The following is a 17,212-nucleotide window of genomic DNA, read 5'->3' on the forward strand; positions in this document are numbered from 1 at the left end:
AGACATTTTCGAATGAAAGCGCTTTTGTTAACATTAAACCAGAAAGAAATTAGCAGCCAAGAATGTAAAAGGGGGTAAGCACAATAGCACAGATAATGAATACCCAGCTCAAATGGAGTGAGAAAGCCAACGTTAAAAAAAGCAGAAAGAATCCTTGGAAAAAGGAAATCAAAAAAAATTGGCCGTTGTATGTTTTATGTATTCCAGCTTTGGTATTCGTTCTAATTTTTGCCTACGGTCCTATGGTCGGATTAGTGATGGCCTTTCAGGATTACAAGCCCTGGCTTGGAATTACAGGTTCAACTTGGATTGGTTGGGATAACTTCGCAAGAATCTTCCAATATAATGAGGCAACACAATCCATTATCAACACCCTTATTATTGCTGTAATCAAAATTATAGTCGGAATTATTGTTCCTATCTTTATGGCGATTCTGCTAAGCGAGATTAGAAACATGGGGATTAAAAAGAGTATTCAAACCTTGGTCTATTTACCGCATTTTCTCTCTTGGGTAACCGTTGCCGGAATCATGATTGATATCTTAGGTCTGGATGGGGGCATAAATCATTTTCTTACGAATTTCCTCGGACTGAAACCGATTTTCTTTTTGGGCGATCCTACGCTGTTCAGACCGACGATCATCATCAGTGATTTATGGAAAAACTTCGGATTTGGCATGATTGTCTACTTAGCGGTGATTACAGGGATCGATCCATCTTATTATGAGGCAGCTGAGATCGACGGCGCGTCACGCCGCCAACAAATAAGACATGTTACCTTACCGAGTATGATGCCGATGATCATCGTAATTGCAACGTTAAGCCTTGGGAATATCCTGGATGCAGGATTTGACCAAATCTTTAACTTATACAATCCACTCGTATATAGTACGGGGGATATCATCGATACTTATGTTTACCGGTCATCCTTATTGAATGGCCAATACGGTTTTGGTACCGCTGTTGGATTGTTTAAATCCGGCATCAGCTTCATATTAATCGTAATTTCCTATCGAATTGCTTACAAGGTAGCTAACTACAAAATATTTTAAGCCGAAGTTGTTAAGCTTACAAAGCTTACAAAACTGTTAGGAGGAATGGGAGTGTATTATAAATCCAAGGGTTATAGGATATTTTCGATTTTCAATCATATCCTCCTGATTCTAGTAGCCTTATCGTGTTTATTGCCTATGCTTCATTTGCTAGCACAATCATTTAGTAGTAAGACAGCGGTAAATGGGAATTTGGTATCCTTTTGGCCGGTGGACTTTAATATCGAAGCCTATGTGAAAACTTTTAAAAACACGAATTTTACAGGCTCCATGAGAATCTCAGTGGTCCGGACGGTACTGGGGACGTTAATCAGCATGTTCATTATTACAACGGCGGGGTATGCCTTGTCCAAAGATTTCCGTGGGCGTAATGCTTTAATGTGGATTTTTATATTCACGATGTTGTTTTCCGGTGGATTGATTCCTTCTTATATATTGGTTACGAAACTTGGGCTCAAGGACACGATCTGGTCGCTCGTGCTTCCCGGTGCCTTCGGAGCTTATAATTTGATTCTGATTATGAATTTCTTTAAAACAATCCCTAAGGCGCTTGAAGAGGCGGCATTTATCGATGGGGCTTCGTTCTTCGTCATTTTCCGGAAAATCTATCTTCCGCTTTCCCTTCCCGGTCTGGCAACCGTTGGTTTGTTTATCATGGTGGGGAGCTGGAACGCATGGTTTGATGGGATTTTGTATATGTCGAATACAACGGACTATCCGTTAGCTTCATTCTTACAGACTGTAGTGGTGCAAGGATCAGCGCAGAGTATGGCACTTAGTCAATCAGAAGCAGCCGCGTTGTCAGAACAGAGTATCAAAGCTGCGCAAATTTTTATTAGCACACTGCCCATTATCCTTGTGTACCCTTTTCTACAGAAGTATTTTGTCAAAGGCATCGTTCTGGGTGCTGTAAAAGAATAACGTGACCAACATATAAAACTTTAATTCAAAGGAGCTTATTGATGAAAAAAACAGGGGCCTTACTAACGACTACTGTATTGATGGCAGGATTGCTAGCGGGCTGCGGCTCAAACGGTAAAGAATCTACTGCGGCAGAAGCGGTTCTCAAAGACGGCAAATACGATCCTCCTATTACTATCAACATCGCCAAGCAACAAGATGAGAATGCCGGTAAATATATCAACGGGGAGAGCTTAAATGATAATGTGTTGACCCGCTGGGGTGTCGAGAATCTAGGGATTAACATCCAAACTACTCTTTTGGGCGGTGATGCCTCCCAATATAATACGAAACTTCGTTTAGCGCTCACTGGTTCCGAGAAGCTTCCGGATGTTTTGCCAGTGTATGATACCTCATTAGAAAATGATCTGATTCAATCTGGACTTGTAAAAGATATTGCGGAGGACATTAACAAATACATGCCTGAGCGTCTGAAAGAAATATATAAACAATATCCAACAACGTTCAACCCGGTTATCCAGGACGGCAAGGTTTATGGGATGGCGATCTCGCCCAATCTCACTGAAGGTGAGGTCATGCTTATCCGTCAAGATTGGTTAGATAAATTAAATTTAAAAGCGCCAACAAATATAGATGAATTTGAACAGGTAATCGCTGCTTTTACGAATGATGATCCGGACGGTAACGGAAAAAATGATACTTATGGATTTGATTTCTCGGGAAAAGATTCTTACAACACGGGCTGGGTAAGCGACTCTGTAATGATTTTTAGTGCTTATACAGGGAAGAGTCTCCCCGGCCAATGGTATAACGACAATGGAAAACTCACTTACGGTTCCGTCGCTGATGGGACAAAGGATGCGTTAGCTAAACTTCGCGATTGGTACTCCAAAGGGTATTTAAATAAGGAGTTGGCTACACAGGGTGCATGGGATGCACTGGCGGATTTCACTGAAGGTAAAGCAGGGATTATTATTGGCCGTCCTTGGCTGTACGGCAGTGTTAAAGATGTGGAAACTAACGTAAAAGGGGCTAAAATCAAAGCTTACCCAACTATCAACGGTGTAAGTGGGGATCGAACCTACCAATCCGGTCAACAGAACGATGGTGTCTTTATGTTTAATAAAGACTTTAACAATATGGAAGCTTTCTTCTTGTATTATGACAAGCTTTACGATGCAGCATTTGGTACCGGAGATTTCAAATATGGTTATGCTCAGGGATATGATTATGACATCGTTGGCGATGAAGTGGTATTCGATTCCAAGAAATTCAATACGCCTTTGGATGCCGCTCAAGGTGTAGGTAAAATGGCTTTTACCAAAAATACACCTAGTGTTGATGGTCCAGGTAAATCTTTTTATGATCTTTCCAAAGGTGCAAAAGCAGAGAATGGGGTCTTGATCAGATCGGCATCAAATGATGAAACAGCCAAAGAGGGATATGTGATTTCTTATGAGAATAGAGAGTCACTGCTTCCAAATGCATTTAACGGTCCACCTACCAAGACCATGCAGACAACTTGGGAGCAACTGAATACGATGGAAAAGGAAACCTTCACCAAAATTATTTACAGCAAAGAGCCGCTAACTGCGTACGATGACTTCGTGAAGCAATGGCATGACAAAGGCGGTACGAAAATTTCCGAAGAAATCAACGAATGGTATAACAATGCTAGCAAGGTGGATGTGATGTCTCAGATGGGATTGAAATAAGTTCGCAAGAACAGCAGGTTCAGTTAAGGTCATCCTTGGCCGGACCTGCTTTTTTGTCTAAAAATCTGATCCTCTGGAGGTTAATCATGGACGAAAATGCGAGTACAGTCACCCTACTAAATAGCGCTCCACTTCTGGATATGAGCGGAAATCCTGTACATGCACATGGTGGACATATGCTCTATACGGATGGATATTATTACTGGTTTGGTGAGAACCGGATGGATCGGCGGAGAGTGAGCTGCTACCGATCTGTGGATCTAGTGAATTGGGAATGGCGCAATGATGTGCTCACACTCGATTCACCGGTACAGCCGATTTATCATCGCACCACATTAGAGCTTGAACCCTTGGACAGGGAGGGGCGCCCAACGGGTGCGGTAATTGAGCGCCCAAAAGTACTCTACAACAAACTTACAGGGAGATTTGTTATGTGGATGCATTGGGAAAATGGACGCGACTACTCTGATGCGCGCTGCGCGATCGCTGATTGCGGGACGGTAGATGGGGATTATGTTTACCGGGGCAGCTTTAATCCGATAGGTAACATGTCTCGGGACTGCACCTTGTTCCAGGATGACGATGGGACGGCATATTTTATCTCCGCGGCAAGGGAAAATGCTGATCTTATTATGTATCGTCTGTCACCTGATTACCTCAGCATAGAAGAACAGGTCAAGACCTTGTGGCCCGGACAAGCGCGTGAAGCACCTGCATTAATGAAACGTCAGGGTGTATACTTCCTCATCTCGTCCGCCTGTACGGGCTGGTTGCCTAACCAAGGAACCTATGCCTGGTCTGAGGAATTATTTGGTCGTTGGTCACCCTTGCTGCCTTTGGGCGACATCACTACATACGACAGCCAGCCTGCTTTTATAGTTCCTATTGTAGGAACAGACAATGACCAGTGCTCTTACTTGTATGTTGGGGATCGCTGGGACCCTGCGGATTATTATGCCTCTTCCTATGTATTTCTGCCGCTCAGCTTTCCTTCTGACCGGGAAATGAAGCTTGACTGGGCAGAGCGAACGGTGATTGACCTTAGGAAGGGAATCGTAGCTGTGGAATGCGGCTCTGGTAGTGGTCTGTTCAGATTGAAAAGCTTAGGAATGGGGCTTTATCTGGCGGTGGGAAATCAATCCATTGAACATGAGGAGACCCTGAACGTCGAAGTCCGGACGCTTTCGTATGAAGATCAGCAGCAGAGATGGACGGTTGAATACGGGGAGAAGGGTAGGGCGAGAATTCGAAACAGTGAAAAGGCCTTATCTATTGGCCCGTTGAATTCCTTGCTGCTGGAGCCTATTCGTGACAACGAAGATCAGTTTATATGGTTGCTTACAGAGACAGAAGCAGGTTCACTGACTATTGGGAGCAATGACGGAAGAGTTCTTACCGTAGCAGGAGAACAGCGTGGGGGGCTGGGGTTGTGTGTTTCTTGAATCCACACGCTGCCATGGTCCCCGTCTAGGTGCAGACCCGCAGCTTTTTCAACTGATTTCAGTAAGGTAAACAGTTTAGAGAAAAGAGGTATACCGATGAGTTTATCTGTCTCCTTCCCTATGGAATGGTTTAAAAGTGACCCCCATACACAACTTACTGCGACTTCCTCTGAGACGTTTCAGTTCATCACTACACCAGAAGGTGGTGGATTTGAGCTTCAGCCAGGGCAGCTGGAATCCGCCGCTTGGTGCGATTATGGTTTCGTTAATGCGGAGGTTTACCATGAAAGCCATGACGTTCTGGTGCTGTTATTCAGTTTTTATGATCGGGATCATCGCGTCATTACTTATCATGTAGGAATTTTACCCGGTGTGCGCACGGAAATTTGTTTACCCTTGATTCATTTAAATGGTGAGAAGCTGTTCCTTCCCCGTTATCCGGGTGTGATGCAGACAGTACTGAGGGGAGATGCAGGCATCGATCGCAAGCATATCACTCGATTCTCTATCGCTACTCTCCCTTCAACAACAAGTAGAGCTGTGCAAATTAGTGACTTGGCTCTAAGTCTAACTGAGCCCGTCTTTGAGTATGAACAGCAACCATATATAGATGATCTGGGCCAATTAAAGGGAAGGGGTTGGCCAGGGAAAACGGTTGATGCAGAAGCGTTGACGGATCGGCTGCGCACAGAGCGGCAACTTGCGGCACAAGCTGATCACAATGGAGGTGACCTCAGCAGGTACGGAGGTTGGAAGGCGCTGAGATTCGCGGCAACTGGATATTTCCGCACGGAGTTTGACGGCAGCCGCTGGTGGTTCGTTGATCCAGAGGGTTATGCCCTGTTCAGTACGGGGATGGACTGTGTGGGTCCAGCTTGTTCTATGCATGTAACTGGCATGGAACACTTGATACCCTCATTGCCGGAGCGGGAAGGAATCTATCAAGAAGCTTGGTCACAGGATGGCGAGGAATTCAGCTTCGAGATTGCTAATCTGATCACTGCTTTTGGGGCGGAGTGGCGCTCTAACTGGGTGGCTATGACGGATTTTCGCTTACAACAATGGGGATTCAACACCATCGGTAACTGGTCTAATGATAGATTTATCAACGAATCCCAGCTTCCGTATGTTTATCCTCTAGTGGACTTTCCTATGACGGAGCAGACTATTTTCCGGGATTTCCCCGATGTGTTTAGCCCGGAGTATGAGCGGAATGCCGGGAGCTTTGCGGAGCAGCTTCTTCCATTAAGGGAAGACCAGAGAATGGTCGGTTATTTCATGCGTAATGAGCCGCATTGGGCATTCGTGGATGGGTTGAATTTGACCGCGCAGATGCTGAAATCTCCGGTCCGTTATGCCAGTAAGAAGGAATTCATTCGCTGGCTTGCAGAAAAGTACAAAACAGTGGAACGATTAAACATGGCGTGGGATAGCGTTTTTGAAGAATTCGAGGATTTATACGATGTATCGAATGTGAATGTAACCGGGGATAATCTCACTTCTGCCCGAGAAGTGGATTATAACCAGTTTAACCGGATCATGATTCGACGGTATGTAGAAGTGCCAGCCCGTCTTTGCAAGCAGACGGATCCGAATCATCTGAATTTGGGAATGCGTTATGCCTGGGTTGGCAGTGATGAAGTGCTGGAGGGCTGCGAATGGTTTGATGTATTCTCTATGAACTGCTATCAGTTCAGTCCTGACAAGGAACAGATCGCCCAGATCAGTGGACGACTGAACAAACCAGTCATGATTGGGGAATATCATTTTGGTGCGGCTGAAGGCGGCATGTTGGCTTATGGGATCCGTGCGGTGGCAACCCAGAAGGAGCGCGGTGAGGCTTACCGTTATTATGTGGAGCAGGGGGCAGCTATCCCGCAGCTCATCGGAGTTCATTATTTTCAATGGAATGATCAGCCTGTGCTCGGACGTTATGACGGAGAAAACTATCAAATCGGTGTAGTGGATGTCTGCAACCGTCCATATGAACCTTTCGTGCAAGCAGCGAGAAAGGCCCATGACCAGATGTATCAGGTGCGGACGGGTATGACAGCGCCCTATAATATTGTGCCAATGGAGATTCCGAAAACGGGATTCTGATTGCAAATCTTTACAACAAAAAGGCCCCCAGCCAATGGTGGGGCCTTTTTTGTCCTCTCCTCTGCAATGTAGCCTCTTTACAAGCCAAGGCCGGAGGAGGGGAGTGAATCATCACGGGAATAGCGCTTGCGGTATTCGCCCGGAGTTATTCCGGCACAACGTTTGAACATACGGATGAAGGAATTTACGTTCTGATAACCGACCTGAAGCGCGATATCCTGAATCCGCAGTTCCAGATTCATTAGCAGCTCTTTGGCCCGCTCAATCCGCAGATTGTTCAGATATTCACTGAAGTTGATGTTTGTTTTCTCTTTAAAAATGCTGGACAGGTAACCTGGAGTTAAATTTAACTTGTCTGCTACTAGGTTGAGGTTGATGTCCTCGCCGTAATGTTTGTCTAAGTAATCCAGCACAAAGCTGATAATGGGGTCGCGCGACTCCGAGCGGCTACTGATGACCACGAGCACAGGACGAACCAGATCACGCAGCCATTCCTTGTATTGATCCATTGAGTGGAAAGCGTTAAATGGCTCTAGTGGGGGTGGTAAGAGACGCTCCGCTTGGGGCAGATTCAGCCTCGTCACCGTTTTGCTCGTCTGTTCCGCTGCTCCCAAGGCAAATGCCCGAAAATCCGCCGCCGCTGCGTCTTTGTGCTGCAGCTGCTCCAGCTGACGATCCAACCAAGCGAATACAGCCTCCTCATTGGCAGACTGCAGCAGATTGTGCAGCTCCTCTCCGTGTGTCACCTTTAAATGAAAGGATTTGGCGGATGAGGCTCTAGGTTCTACGATAATTTGTGTTTCCCCGTTCAATCTACGCTCATTTAACAACATTGATAGATTATTGTAGGCATCGGTAAATGAGGTTTCGCCTGAATATACCGGACTTACAGCAATAGTCAGATATAAGGATGTCTCCGAATCCAGCAGCTCCTTAAGGGTATCAAGAGCCTGCAGAAAACTGCTCTGCGGTCCGGGATTGAACAGGAGCAACATGAGCTGATCATGTTCCGGCTGGAGTGCGACGCTTTCGCTTTCACCACCAGTGATCAAGTTTTGAACCAGCTTCCATAACATCAGTGTGTGTTTCTCCAATTCGTCCGGTAAGGTTTTGAAGCTGACCTTGAACAGAATGGAGGCATAGGGCTGTTCGGATTGCCTTACATCTTCAAGCTCCGCGAGGCTTTTACTCAGCGGGATATTTTTCACTTTATGAGTATAGGCATATTGGCGCACCAGTGAGTTCTTATGATCAAGATCGGTCTGGATGAAGCGGTTACTCTCCAAAATGGAGCTCAGGCGGTCGCCGATAATGGCGAATTCCTTCACACTGCTCAATTTTTCAGGCCGGCTGCCTGCCTTACGGTCCAAGGCGGCAATCAGGCGCTGGAGCGGTTGGTTAAGCCGGTGGCTGAAGATTAGGGATGAGAGAACACTGATCAGTACTGCGGCAGAGAGTAATACAGCCAGCAATAGCTGCATCCCCCGCATTTCCGCAGCAATAGCCGCCACCTGGGTCACTCGGATATAGGTGAATCCAGTCTGTTTACCTTTTTCATAGAAGTAATATTGGTCTCCGACCCGCTCATGGGCATTGCCACTTACCGGAAGCTGGCTTGTTTGCAGTTTACCCTCTGATGTAGAGAACAATAGATTCTTCTGCGCATCCAGGATATAGAACGGGGTATTGCCGGCATCTCCGTAGGCGGCCTGCATCAGCTGCGGATTCAGCATGACAATGCCGTACACTTCCTCATAAGGAATCGCTTTGACCAGCACTGGCATTAACCTTCCGAGCGTACGGGTGGAATGTATGGTTTTCTCGGTAAAGGTTACGGCGGGCATGACTTTTAAAAATTGATTGTCCATCGTTTGCCGGATCCAGTACTCCGGAGGGTATTCTGCACTGAAGTAGTATTTACCGAACATATCTGCGGCGCTGCTTAGGCCCTCCCTCTCCAGTACATAATTTTCCTTTTTAAAATAAAGAATGAAATTTTCGATATGCAGAAAAGGATTAGCATACAGCGTTGAGAGATCCGATATCACTTCTGCCGGGATATCATATCGTCGGTTCTCTTTGAGGTGGCTTAGAATGCCTAGATTGGCAGTCCATGAATCGGATTGGGTGAGGGCAAGAATCATGTTCTGGGTCAACCGGAAATGATTTTCGTAGCCTTCGACCGTTTGTGCGAGGCCAAGCTCATTTTGCCGGATCATCTCCTTATAGATTTTGCCGCTTAAATACAGATGGGAGAACAGATTAAATGATGCCAAAATCAAGATGACACTGAGGAAGCTTAGCATCAGCTTAACGAACAGGGCATTCAGCGCAAATTTGCCTGTAACGGATCCCTTCATATGTATCCCCCTTTGGATGCACCCGTAAATGAATTGGATTAATTCTATCATAGCGGCAAAAAGCTAACACCAACAATATGCAATTTTGCTGATTTGTACGCTATTCTATGGAAATCCGCAGTTAAGGCGAAATGTTATATAACATGTAGATAGCGCTTTCCAAAGAAATGCAGCTATAATTCGGAGACAAATCCCAGGAAAAAGGGGGAAGTAATCTGACATCTATATGAGTTATGATCATTTTAACAAGAGGAGACATGCATATGGCCCAAGCTAGCGTAGTGCAGGACAAAATGCGAAAGAAAGTGCACCGGCGACCCCAACGACCTCAACGCCACAAAGCGGGAATCCTTCGAACTTGGAATAAAAACAAGGCGCTCTGGCTGCTGTTCCTGCCGTGCCTGTTGTATTATTTGATCTTCCGCTATGCACCGATGTTTGGATTAGTTATCACTTTCAAGGATTACAATCTTTTTAAAGGGATTTGGGCCAGTGATTGGGTGGGACTCAAATATTACAGGATGTTTATAGAGAATCCCGATTTTTGGCCGCTGATGAAAAACACTTTTCTGCTTGGTTTATATAAGCTGTTTTTTGGCTTCCCGGCACCCATTCTGCTGGCGATTCTGCTTAATGAGGTGCGCAAGGCTGCTTTCAAACGAGTTGTGCAGACCGTAAGTTATCTTCCACATTTTATCTCAAATGTCATTGTTGCCAGTATGGTGATCATGTTTTTATCCCCAACCGGAGGGCTGATTAATAATCTGCTTGGTGCCATAGGGATTGGACCGATCAATTTCATGAACGATCCTGGATTGTTCCGCGGTATTTATGTCCTGTCGGAGATCTGGCAGCATATCGGCTGGGAGACCATTATCTACTTGGCCGCGTTGACCGCTATCGACCCGCAGCTGTATGAAGCCGCTGATATGGACGGAGCCAGCCGCATGCGTAAAATATGGCATGTCACCTTGCCCGGCATTTCACCCGCCATCGTGATCACCTTGATTCTTAATATCGGTAAAGTGCTCGAGATTGGCTTCGAGAAGGTGTTCCTGATGCAGAACCCGGCGATCTACGACACAGCGGATATTATCAGTACTTATGTCTATAGGGTGGGTATGGTGCAGGGGAACTTCAGCTATGGCGCTTCTATTGATCTTTTTATGGGCGTGATTAGCTTGATCTTCATCTATACAGCAAATTACATCAGCCGCCGTGTAAGCGAGACAAGTTTATGGTAGAAAAGAGGTGTGGTGATGAGATCACCCCGTTTATCCTGGTTTAATGTCGTGAGCACTTTTATCCTTCTCGTGGTTGTGGTGGTCACGCTTTATCCGTTCCTGCATATGCTCGCTGTCTCTCTCAGTAGTGATGTGCATGTCATGAAGAATACAGTTTCTTTCTGGCCTAAGGGTTTTAACCTGAATATGTATAAGCTTGTACTCGGAGATTCGCAAATCTGGGTGGCTTACAAAAATACACTCATTTACACCGTGCTTGGCACCCTTATCTCGCTGGTGGTCACCTCCACGGGTGCCTATGCACTCTCACGCAGTGATATGGCACTGCGCAAGAGCTTCACCCTGTTGATTGTGGTGACGATGTTTTTCAGCGGAGGGATGATTCCCACGTTCCTCGTGGTTCGCTCCCTGGATCTGGTCGACACCGTATGGGGCATGGTGCTGCCGGGGGCAGTTAGCACTTGGAATCTGATTCTGATGCGGACCTTTTTCTCCGGCATTCCTAAAGAGCTGGAGGAGTCTGGCCGCATCGACGGACTGAATGATATCGGCATATTTATCCGTATTATTGTTCCGCTTTCCAAGGCTTCCTTCGCCACCATAGCGCTCTTTTACGCGGTTGGCATGTGGAATAACTTTATTTACCCGCTGCTCTACCTGCGCTCACCGGATTTGTTCCCGCTGCAAGTTCTGCTGCGCAATCTGGTGCTGGCTGGCAGTGCTAGCTCGGGAGATGTTACTAGCATTGGAGGTGACAACATGGTGATAGAAGAATCGCTGAAGTACGCGACGATTATGGTCTCGACGCTTCCGATTCTGATTGTGTATCCATTTGTACAGAAGTATTTCGTTAAGGGGGCCATGATTGGCGCGGTTAAGGGATAGGCGGGTGGAACCGTCAAAAATTCAGCATAAGGGAGAGATCGTAATGAACAAATGGAAATCTGTACTGCTGCCACTGGTGATTGCAGCAACCGTAGTAACTGGCTGCAGCGGAGGGGGCAATGACACCTCGCCGCAGAGTAATACTCAGGGCAGCAGTACCGCTTCACCTACTGATTCGTCCAAAACGGAAAAAACCTTCACTGCGCTCTTAGACAACAATGCTACGTTCCCTTATTCGAAAAGCTGGCCCATTTGGAGCTGGCTGAAGGAGAAAACCGGTGTCACACTCGAGGTGCAGACCCCTTCAGGGAAGCTTGAAGAGAGCTTGAACCTGGCGATTGCCTCGAAGGCAATGCCGGATCTGATGTATATGCCTAACCGCAAAGAATCGAATAAATTCGGGCAACAGGGTGCGTTGGTGGATTTGATGGAGTATATGGACAAAATGCCGAATCTGACCGCCTGGGTAAAGCAGTATCCACAGGAAGCGAAGGCTGCACTGTCTGCTGATGGCAAAATGTATATGTTCCCGAATCAGGGCTTTGGCGAGACGAACCGCATGATCTGGTTATACCGTAAAGACATTTTTGATAAAGAAGGAATCCAGGCACCAGCCACATATGAGGAGCTGCATACAGCTCTAAAAACCTTGAAGGCAAAATATCCGGACAGCTATCCGCTTTCGATCCGCTACGGACAAATTCCCGATGAAATGAATGCCAATATGACAGTGAATTACGGGACGGGTGAAGGGGCTTATTATGATTTTGATAAAAAAGAGTGGCTTTTTGGACCCACGGAAGATAGTTACAAGGAAATGGTTGGTATGTGGAAAATATTTTATGACGAAGGGCTGATTCCGCCCGACTTTCTATCTCTGCAAACTAAGCAATGGCAGGACATGGTATCCACGGGCAAATCGTTTGTGACCATTGATTACATCAGCCGGATCGATTTTTTTAACAATGCGATGCAGCAGGAAAATCCGGAGTTCAACATGCAGTTTATGGCTCCTCCAGCGGGCATTGCCGGTGGCAAGCAACTGAACCCGTATTTTCATTATATGGAAGGTGGCCTAACCGTGGCTTCAACCTCGAAGAACATCGATGATGTGATGAGTTATATGGACTTTTTCTATTCCGAAGAGGGACGTACGCTCAGCAGCTGGGGCGTGGAGGGTGAGACATATGTGAAGGAAGGCGACACGATCAAGTTCAAACCAGAGTACAACGATGTGATCGAAATGCGGAAGCAGACAGGACTTCAGACTAGCGGAACGTACACCTGGATCGACTTTGGTGCACATCTGTCGTTGTTCTCAGACAATTTGAAGTATGCCTTTGAAGAAGCGACGAAATATGATCCGTCCATGATGCAGCCACGGCCTGCATTTACGGAGAAAGAGAATGAAATTATTGCGATAACCGGCCAGGCGATCCAAAAACACCGCGATGAAAGCTTTGCCAAGTTTGTTACCGGCTCCCGAAAGCTGGCCGACTGGGACAAATATGTGGAGGAGATGAACAATCTCGGCGTGGATAAGCTGCTGGCTACTTATAAGGAAGCTTACGACCGTGTTCAGAACATTCAGTTAAACGGGAATTAATCTGTCTGGTGCCAAGGACAATAGTTGCCCGGAAAGGATGAGCGGGATGAATGACATCATTAAGCCTTTAGAGACACACAGAGTGGAGCAGATGTCCGTTCAGGTTTATGAAGATCGTAACCTGATGGGCGCTGCGGCGGCATCGCAGGTTGCGCAGAAAATTAGAGCTTTGCTTCAAGATTCTGCGCGTCAGGTCCGAATTGTGTTTGCTGCCGCACCTTCGCAAAATGAACTGTACGAGGGGCTGGTGCGGGAGCAGGGGATGGATTGGTCCCGGGTCAATGCTTTTCATATGGATGAATACATTGGCCTTGCGGCTTCGGCTCCCCAGCGTTTCGGCCGTTTTTTGACAGATCGGCTATACAGTCGGGTTAACCCTGGCCGGGTAGAACTGCTGGATGGTCTCGCCGCTGATATGGTGCAGGAATGCCAGAGATATTCGGCTTTGTTGAGCGAGGCGCCTATTGATATCGTTTGCCTCGGGATCGGGGAAAACGGGCATATCGCGTTTAATGATCCGCCAGTCGCTAATTTTACCGACCCGCAGTTGGTCAAAGCGGTCGAACTGGAGGAAGCCTGCCGCCGCCAGCAGGTGAATGACGGTTGTTTTACCTCGCTGGACGAGGTGCCAACCCATGCGCTGACGCTTACGGTACCAGCCTTGCTGGCTGGCCGTCACCTGTACGGAATTGTACCGGGAGTGTCCAAACGCAAGGCTTTACACGCGGCACTTCATGATTCGATCAGCACGGCATGTCCAGCTACTATTCTGCGCACCCATCCGGAGATCACGATGTTCACGGATCGGGCTGCCTTCGGCCTATGAACGCGCCAATTAAGGGAAAGCACTATAAAACTGGGCGGCCGGTTGAGGTAAGTGTCGAGCAGGGGCGAATCACTTCGGTCACCGAACTTGCGGAGAGTCCAGCCAGGGCCGATTGGCCCTGGCTGGCACCCGGGTTGGTGGATCTGCAAGTGAACGGGGGCTGGGGGCTGGATCTCAACACGCTGCCTTTACAGCCTTCCACGGTATTGGAACTATCCGGACTTTTGCTAGGAAACGGGGTAACCAGCTATTGTCCAACTCTGATTACTAATGGCAAAGAAGCGCTGGCTCAAGCGGTCTCCGCCATTGCGGAAGCCGCTTCGCTGTATCCGGAAGCTGCTGGGGGGATTGTAGGAATTCATTTGGAAGGTCCCTTTCTGTCACCAGAAGAGGGTCCACGCGGCGCCCATCCAAGGGAACATATTGGCCCGCCGGATTGGGATATGTTATGCCGCTGGCAAGAAGCGGCTGAAGGGCTTATCCGTATCCTCACCGTCTCCCCGGAATGGGCAAACGCCGCTGCATTTATCGCCCGGTGCAGTGAATCAGGCATCCTTGTTTCCATAGGGCATACAGCAGCTTCCCCCGAGCAGATTAGGGAGGCGGTTGCCGCAGGAGCGGTGATGTCTACGCATCTCGGCAATGGCACACATCTGACGCTGCCCCGTCATCCCAACTATTTGTGGGAGCAGCTGGCGGCGGATGAACTATACGGCTGTATGATTGCAGATGGCCAACATTTACCACCCGCTCTGTTGAAAGTAATCCTACGGATGAAGCGCAGCCGCACCATCTTGGTCAGCGATGCTGTATCACTGAGCGGAATGCCGCCGGGAACTTATCACCTGCACATTGGTGGGGAGGTTGTATTAACAGCAGAAGGGCGGCTGCATCTGGCTGGCAATCAGCAGCTGCTTGCAGGTTCCGCCATGATGCTTCCAGATCAGGTGGCCTATCTTGCGGAGGCTGGATTAGCCCGGCTGGATGAAGCCTGGGATTGTGCTTCTGCTCATCCGGCTACTTTGCTGGGGCTGGAGCAGGCGGCAGGGCTTAGGGCTGGAGCACCTGCCGATCTCGTGAGCTTCTGCTATGACGACAGGACACTTACCGTGCTGGAATGCTGGAAAAAGGGTCATAGCAAGGCTTGCAGTAATTAATTACAGCAAAGATTAGGAGGAGAACGATGCAGAGCTTGATACCGCAACCGAAGCAGATCCAAGTGAAAGAGGGCGAAGCTTTTGAGTTCAGCGAGGATGTAAGCCTGAGCCTCTATATGGAGCAGCATGATCCGAGACTAGTGGTTCATTGCCGCCGCTCGTTTCCGGAGCTGGAATGTACACATGTTATCTCGGGAAAAGGATATTCACTTATTCTTCAGAGTCTCTCGCAGCCAGAAACGAAAGGAGCACAGCCAGATGAAGTGGATCTGAAATTGCTTAACGGCCGGGCGGAAGGGTACAGGCTGGAGGTGTCGGAGCGCCGGGTGGTAATCCGTGCACTGGATGCGCCGGGTCTGTTTTACGGGCTACAAACGTTACTACAACTGCTTAAGTCAGTAGGGGAAGTTCCTGCTGTGTCTATCACGGACTGGCCTGACACTACCTTGCGGGTGATGAACTTTGATCTTCGCCAGACATTTTCCAAGCCAGAGCTGCTGCTATCGTATTTGGCGGATTTTGCCCGGTATAAAACGAATGCAGTTCTGATTGAATACGAAGATAAATTCCCGTTCCAGAAGTACCCGGAATTCGTGCATCCTCAGCATTCGTTAAGCCTCACACAGCTAGAGGAACTGAAACGTACAGCCCATGAATATTTTATTGAGATCATTCCGCTGCAGCAGAGTTTCGGGCATCTGGAGTATGTACTCCGCCACGACGCTTGGCGGCACTTGCGCGAAACGGAGTTATCCCTCGGGGAGATCTGTCCATCGCATCCGGAATCCTTCGAGCTGATTACCGATCTGTTACAGGAGATGATGGATGCTCATCCGGATTCCCGTTATATTCACCTCGGCTGCGACGAGGTGTACAGCTTATGTGAATGCGAACGCTGTAAAACGTTGTTCGGAGGGGTACGGGAGCGGGCTTTTATCGCTTTTTTGAACACTTTGATTGAATTTACAGCCAGCCGTGGTAAAAAAGTGATTTTCTGGCATGACATGCTGGACAAATGCCCGCCGGAGGAACTGGCAAAGCTGGATAAGCGGAGTGCAGCGATGATCTGGATATACAACGGACGTAATATTGAAGCTGAGGTTTCTTCTCTTGCGGATAAATTCAGGTCACTAGGCATCGAGGTTATGGGAGCACCGGCGGTTCGCAGCTTTGACTGGGCTGAACATCAGAATTATCCGGTACTATTGAACCGGACGGATAATCTGCTCCAATGGGCGGAGACAGCGGATAAGCTGGACCTCGGTTGCATCGTCGCCACGAACTGGACAGGGCCGTTCAGCCTTGGTGTTCCTTATGGGATCTTTGAAACGACGTGGTATCCGATGCTGCTGCACGCCGATTTGGCCTGGAACCGTAAAGCGGACTCAGCAACATTTATCGATCGATTCATGGAGCAGTTTCATGGCATCGGTCCTAGAACAGGTCACGCTCAGCTCGGGAATTATCAGCTGGAAGATTATTATGATGTTATCTGGAAGCTGTTGGACAAGGTGAAGGATCATAAGGATGAAGCAGAGCTGATTGCCATTATGCATGATTTTGAAGCGGCGACGGACCGTTCGCGGGCGATCCACAAATATGTCTACCGCTGGGAGCTCTATCCGGGAGACGAAGCGGAAAGGCACTCGCTGCTGAACAATTACATGCGAAATCGCCGCGGACGTGAGAACGTTTTGCCTCGCATGAAAGCGGCTTTGGAGCGTTACCAGCCATCCGATATGGCGGAGCATTTTGTGAAATCCCGCTTCTATCTTCACGATTATCTGGAGCGGACATTATACCGTGAGCTGGGGTTTGCTCAGGTAGAATAAGAGTTTTGAAAAGATCGTAGGGCTATCGTGTAAGCGGGTAGCAGTGCGGTCTTTTTTTAATTCATAGCTGGA

At 47.8% G+C, this 17,212-nt stretch carries 12 protein-coding genes; 11 read left to right on the forward strand and 1 reads right to left on the reverse strand.

Features of this window, described 5'->3' with window-relative positions; translation table 11 throughout:
- The first annotated feature begins 95 nt into the window (after positions 1–95).
- The 5 genes from MHH63_RS05220 (at position 96) to MHH63_RS05240 (ending at position 7,230) form a co-directional block, all read left to right on the forward strand.
- Positions 96–1,052, forward strand: coding sequence for an ABC transporter permease (locus MHH63_RS05220; RefSeq protein WP_341171288.1), 957 nt, complete (start codon positions 96–98; stop codon positions 1,050–1,052).
- A 51-nt stretch (positions 1,053–1,103) separates the two neighbouring features.
- Positions 1,104–1,973: a carbohydrate ABC transporter permease gene (locus MHH63_RS05225; RefSeq protein WP_081383383.1), complete on the forward strand. Its 870-nt coding sequence runs from the start codon at positions 1,104–1,106 to the stop codon at positions 1,971–1,973.
- Between the two features lie 41 nt (positions 1,974–2,014).
- Entirely contained in the window at positions 2,015–3,688 is a 1,674-nt protein-coding gene (locus MHH63_RS05230) for a hypothetical protein (protein ID WP_076186948.1), read from the forward strand.
- A gap of 86 nt (positions 3,689–3,774) precedes the next feature.
- The gene (locus MHH63_RS05235; protein WP_341171289.1) at positions 3,775–5,130 is read left to right on the forward strand and encodes a family 43 glycosylhydrolase; all 1,356 of its coding nucleotides are present in this window, start codon (positions 3,775–3,777) and stop codon (positions 5,128–5,130) included.
- Positions 5,131–5,250: 120 nt separating this feature from the next.
- Complete coding sequence (locus MHH63_RS05240) at positions 5,251–7,230, forward strand: beta-galactosidase (protein WP_341171290.1); 1,980 nt, start codon at positions 5,251–5,253, stop codon at positions 7,228–7,230.
- Positions 7,231–7,307: 77 nt separating this feature from the next.
- On the opposite strand, the gene MHH63_RS05245 is transcribed toward MHH63_RS05240, so the two are convergent.
- Positions 7,308–9,590, reverse strand: coding sequence for a helix-turn-helix domain-containing protein (locus MHH63_RS05245; RefSeq protein ID WP_341171291.1), 2,283 nt, complete (start codon positions 9,588–9,590; stop codon positions 7,308–7,310).
- A gap of 263 nt (positions 9,591–9,853) precedes the next feature.
- Here MHH63_RS05245 and MHH63_RS05250 point away from each other — a divergent pair, with 263 nt between their 5' ends.
- The 6 genes from MHH63_RS05250 to MHH63_RS05275 all read left to right on the forward strand — a co-directional run bounded on the left by MHH63_RS05250 (position 9,854) and on the right by MHH63_RS05275 (position 17,140).
- Positions 9,854–10,834 carry an ABC transporter permease gene (locus MHH63_RS05250; protein ID WP_081383385.1) on the forward strand — a complete coding sequence of 327 codons (981 nt, stop codon included), beginning with the start codon at positions 9,854–9,856 and terminating at the stop codon, positions 10,832–10,834.
- A 15-nt stretch (positions 10,835–10,849) separates the two neighbouring features.
- Positions 10,850–11,719, forward strand: a complete 870-nt coding sequence (locus MHH63_RS05255; RefSeq protein WP_076130282.1) for a carbohydrate ABC transporter permease — start codon at positions 10,850–10,852, stop codon at positions 11,717–11,719.
- A 43-nt stretch (positions 11,720–11,762) separates the two neighbouring features.
- A complete protein-coding gene (locus MHH63_RS05260; RefSeq protein WP_076186940.1) occupies positions 11,763–13,325 on the forward strand; it encodes an extracellular solute-binding protein in 1,563 nt (520 codons plus the stop codon).
- 124 nt (positions 13,326–13,449) lie between these two features.
- Positions 13,450–14,151: a glucosamine-6-phosphate deaminase gene (locus MHH63_RS05265; RefSeq protein ID WP_341171993.1), complete on the forward strand. Its 702-nt coding sequence runs from the start codon at positions 13,450–13,452 to the stop codon at positions 14,149–14,151.
- Entirely contained in the window at positions 14,148–15,308 is a 1,161-nt protein-coding gene (locus MHH63_RS05270) for an N-acetylglucosamine-6-phosphate deacetylase (RefSeq protein ID WP_341171292.1), read from the forward strand. The genes MHH63_RS05265 and MHH63_RS05270 overlap by 4 nt, the downstream gene beginning before the upstream one ends.
- A gap of 26 nt (positions 15,309–15,334) precedes the next feature.
- Entirely contained in the window at positions 15,335–17,140 is a 1,806-nt protein-coding gene (locus MHH63_RS05275; protein WP_340010926.1) for a DUF4838 domain-containing protein, read from the forward strand.
- The last annotated feature ends 72 nt before the right edge of the window (positions 17,141–17,212 follow it).

Origin of the sequence: Paenibacillus sp. FSL H3-0310, assembly GCF_038002785.1 — a bacterium.
GTDB classification, from domain to species: domain Bacteria; phylum Bacillota; class Bacilli; order Paenibacillales; family Paenibacillaceae; genus Paenibacillus_AQ; species Paenibacillus_AQ odorifer.

Bases quoted from the DNA above. Each gene is read 5' to 3' on its own strand.
- MHH63_RS05220 (WP_341171288.1), top strand. From the start codon at position 96: ATGAATACCCAGCTCAAATGGAGTGAGAAAGCCAACGTTAAAAAAAGC.
- MHH63_RS05230 (WP_076186948.1), top strand. From the start codon at position 2,015: ATGAAAAAAACAGGGGCCTTACTAACGACTACTGTATTGATGGCAGGA.
- MHH63_RS05235 (WP_341171289.1), top strand. From the start codon at position 3,775: ATGGACGAAAATGCGAGTACAGTCACCCTACTAAATAGCGCTCCACTT.
- MHH63_RS05240 (WP_341171290.1), top strand. From the start codon at position 5,251: ATGGAATGGTTTAAAAGTGACCCCCATACACAACTTACTGCGACTTCC.
- MHH63_RS05245 (WP_341171291.1), bottom strand. From the start codon at position 9,590: ATGAAGGGATCCGTTACAGGCAAATTTGCGCTGAATGCCCTGTTCGTT.
- MHH63_RS05250 (WP_081383385.1), top strand. From the start codon at position 9,854: ATGGCCCAAGCTAGCGTAGTGCAGGACAAAATGCGAAAGAAAGTGCAC.
- MHH63_RS05255 (WP_076130282.1), top strand. From the start codon at position 10,850: ATGAGATCACCCCGTTTATCCTGGTTTAATGTCGTGAGCACTTTTATC.
- MHH63_RS05260 (WP_076186940.1), top strand. From the start codon at position 11,763: ATGAACAAATGGAAATCTGTACTGCTGCCACTGGTGATTGCAGCAACC.
- MHH63_RS05265 (WP_341171993.1), top strand. From the start codon at position 13,450: ATGGGCGCTGCGGCGGCATCGCAGGTTGCGCAGAAAATTAGAGCTTTG.
- MHH63_RS05270 (WP_341171292.1), top strand. From the start codon at position 14,148: ATGAACGCGCCAATTAAGGGAAAGCACTATAAAACTGGGCGGCCGGTT.
- MHH63_RS05275 (WP_340010926.1), top strand. From the start codon at position 15,335: ATGCAGAGCTTGATACCGCAACCGAAGCAGATCCAAGTGAAAGAGGGC.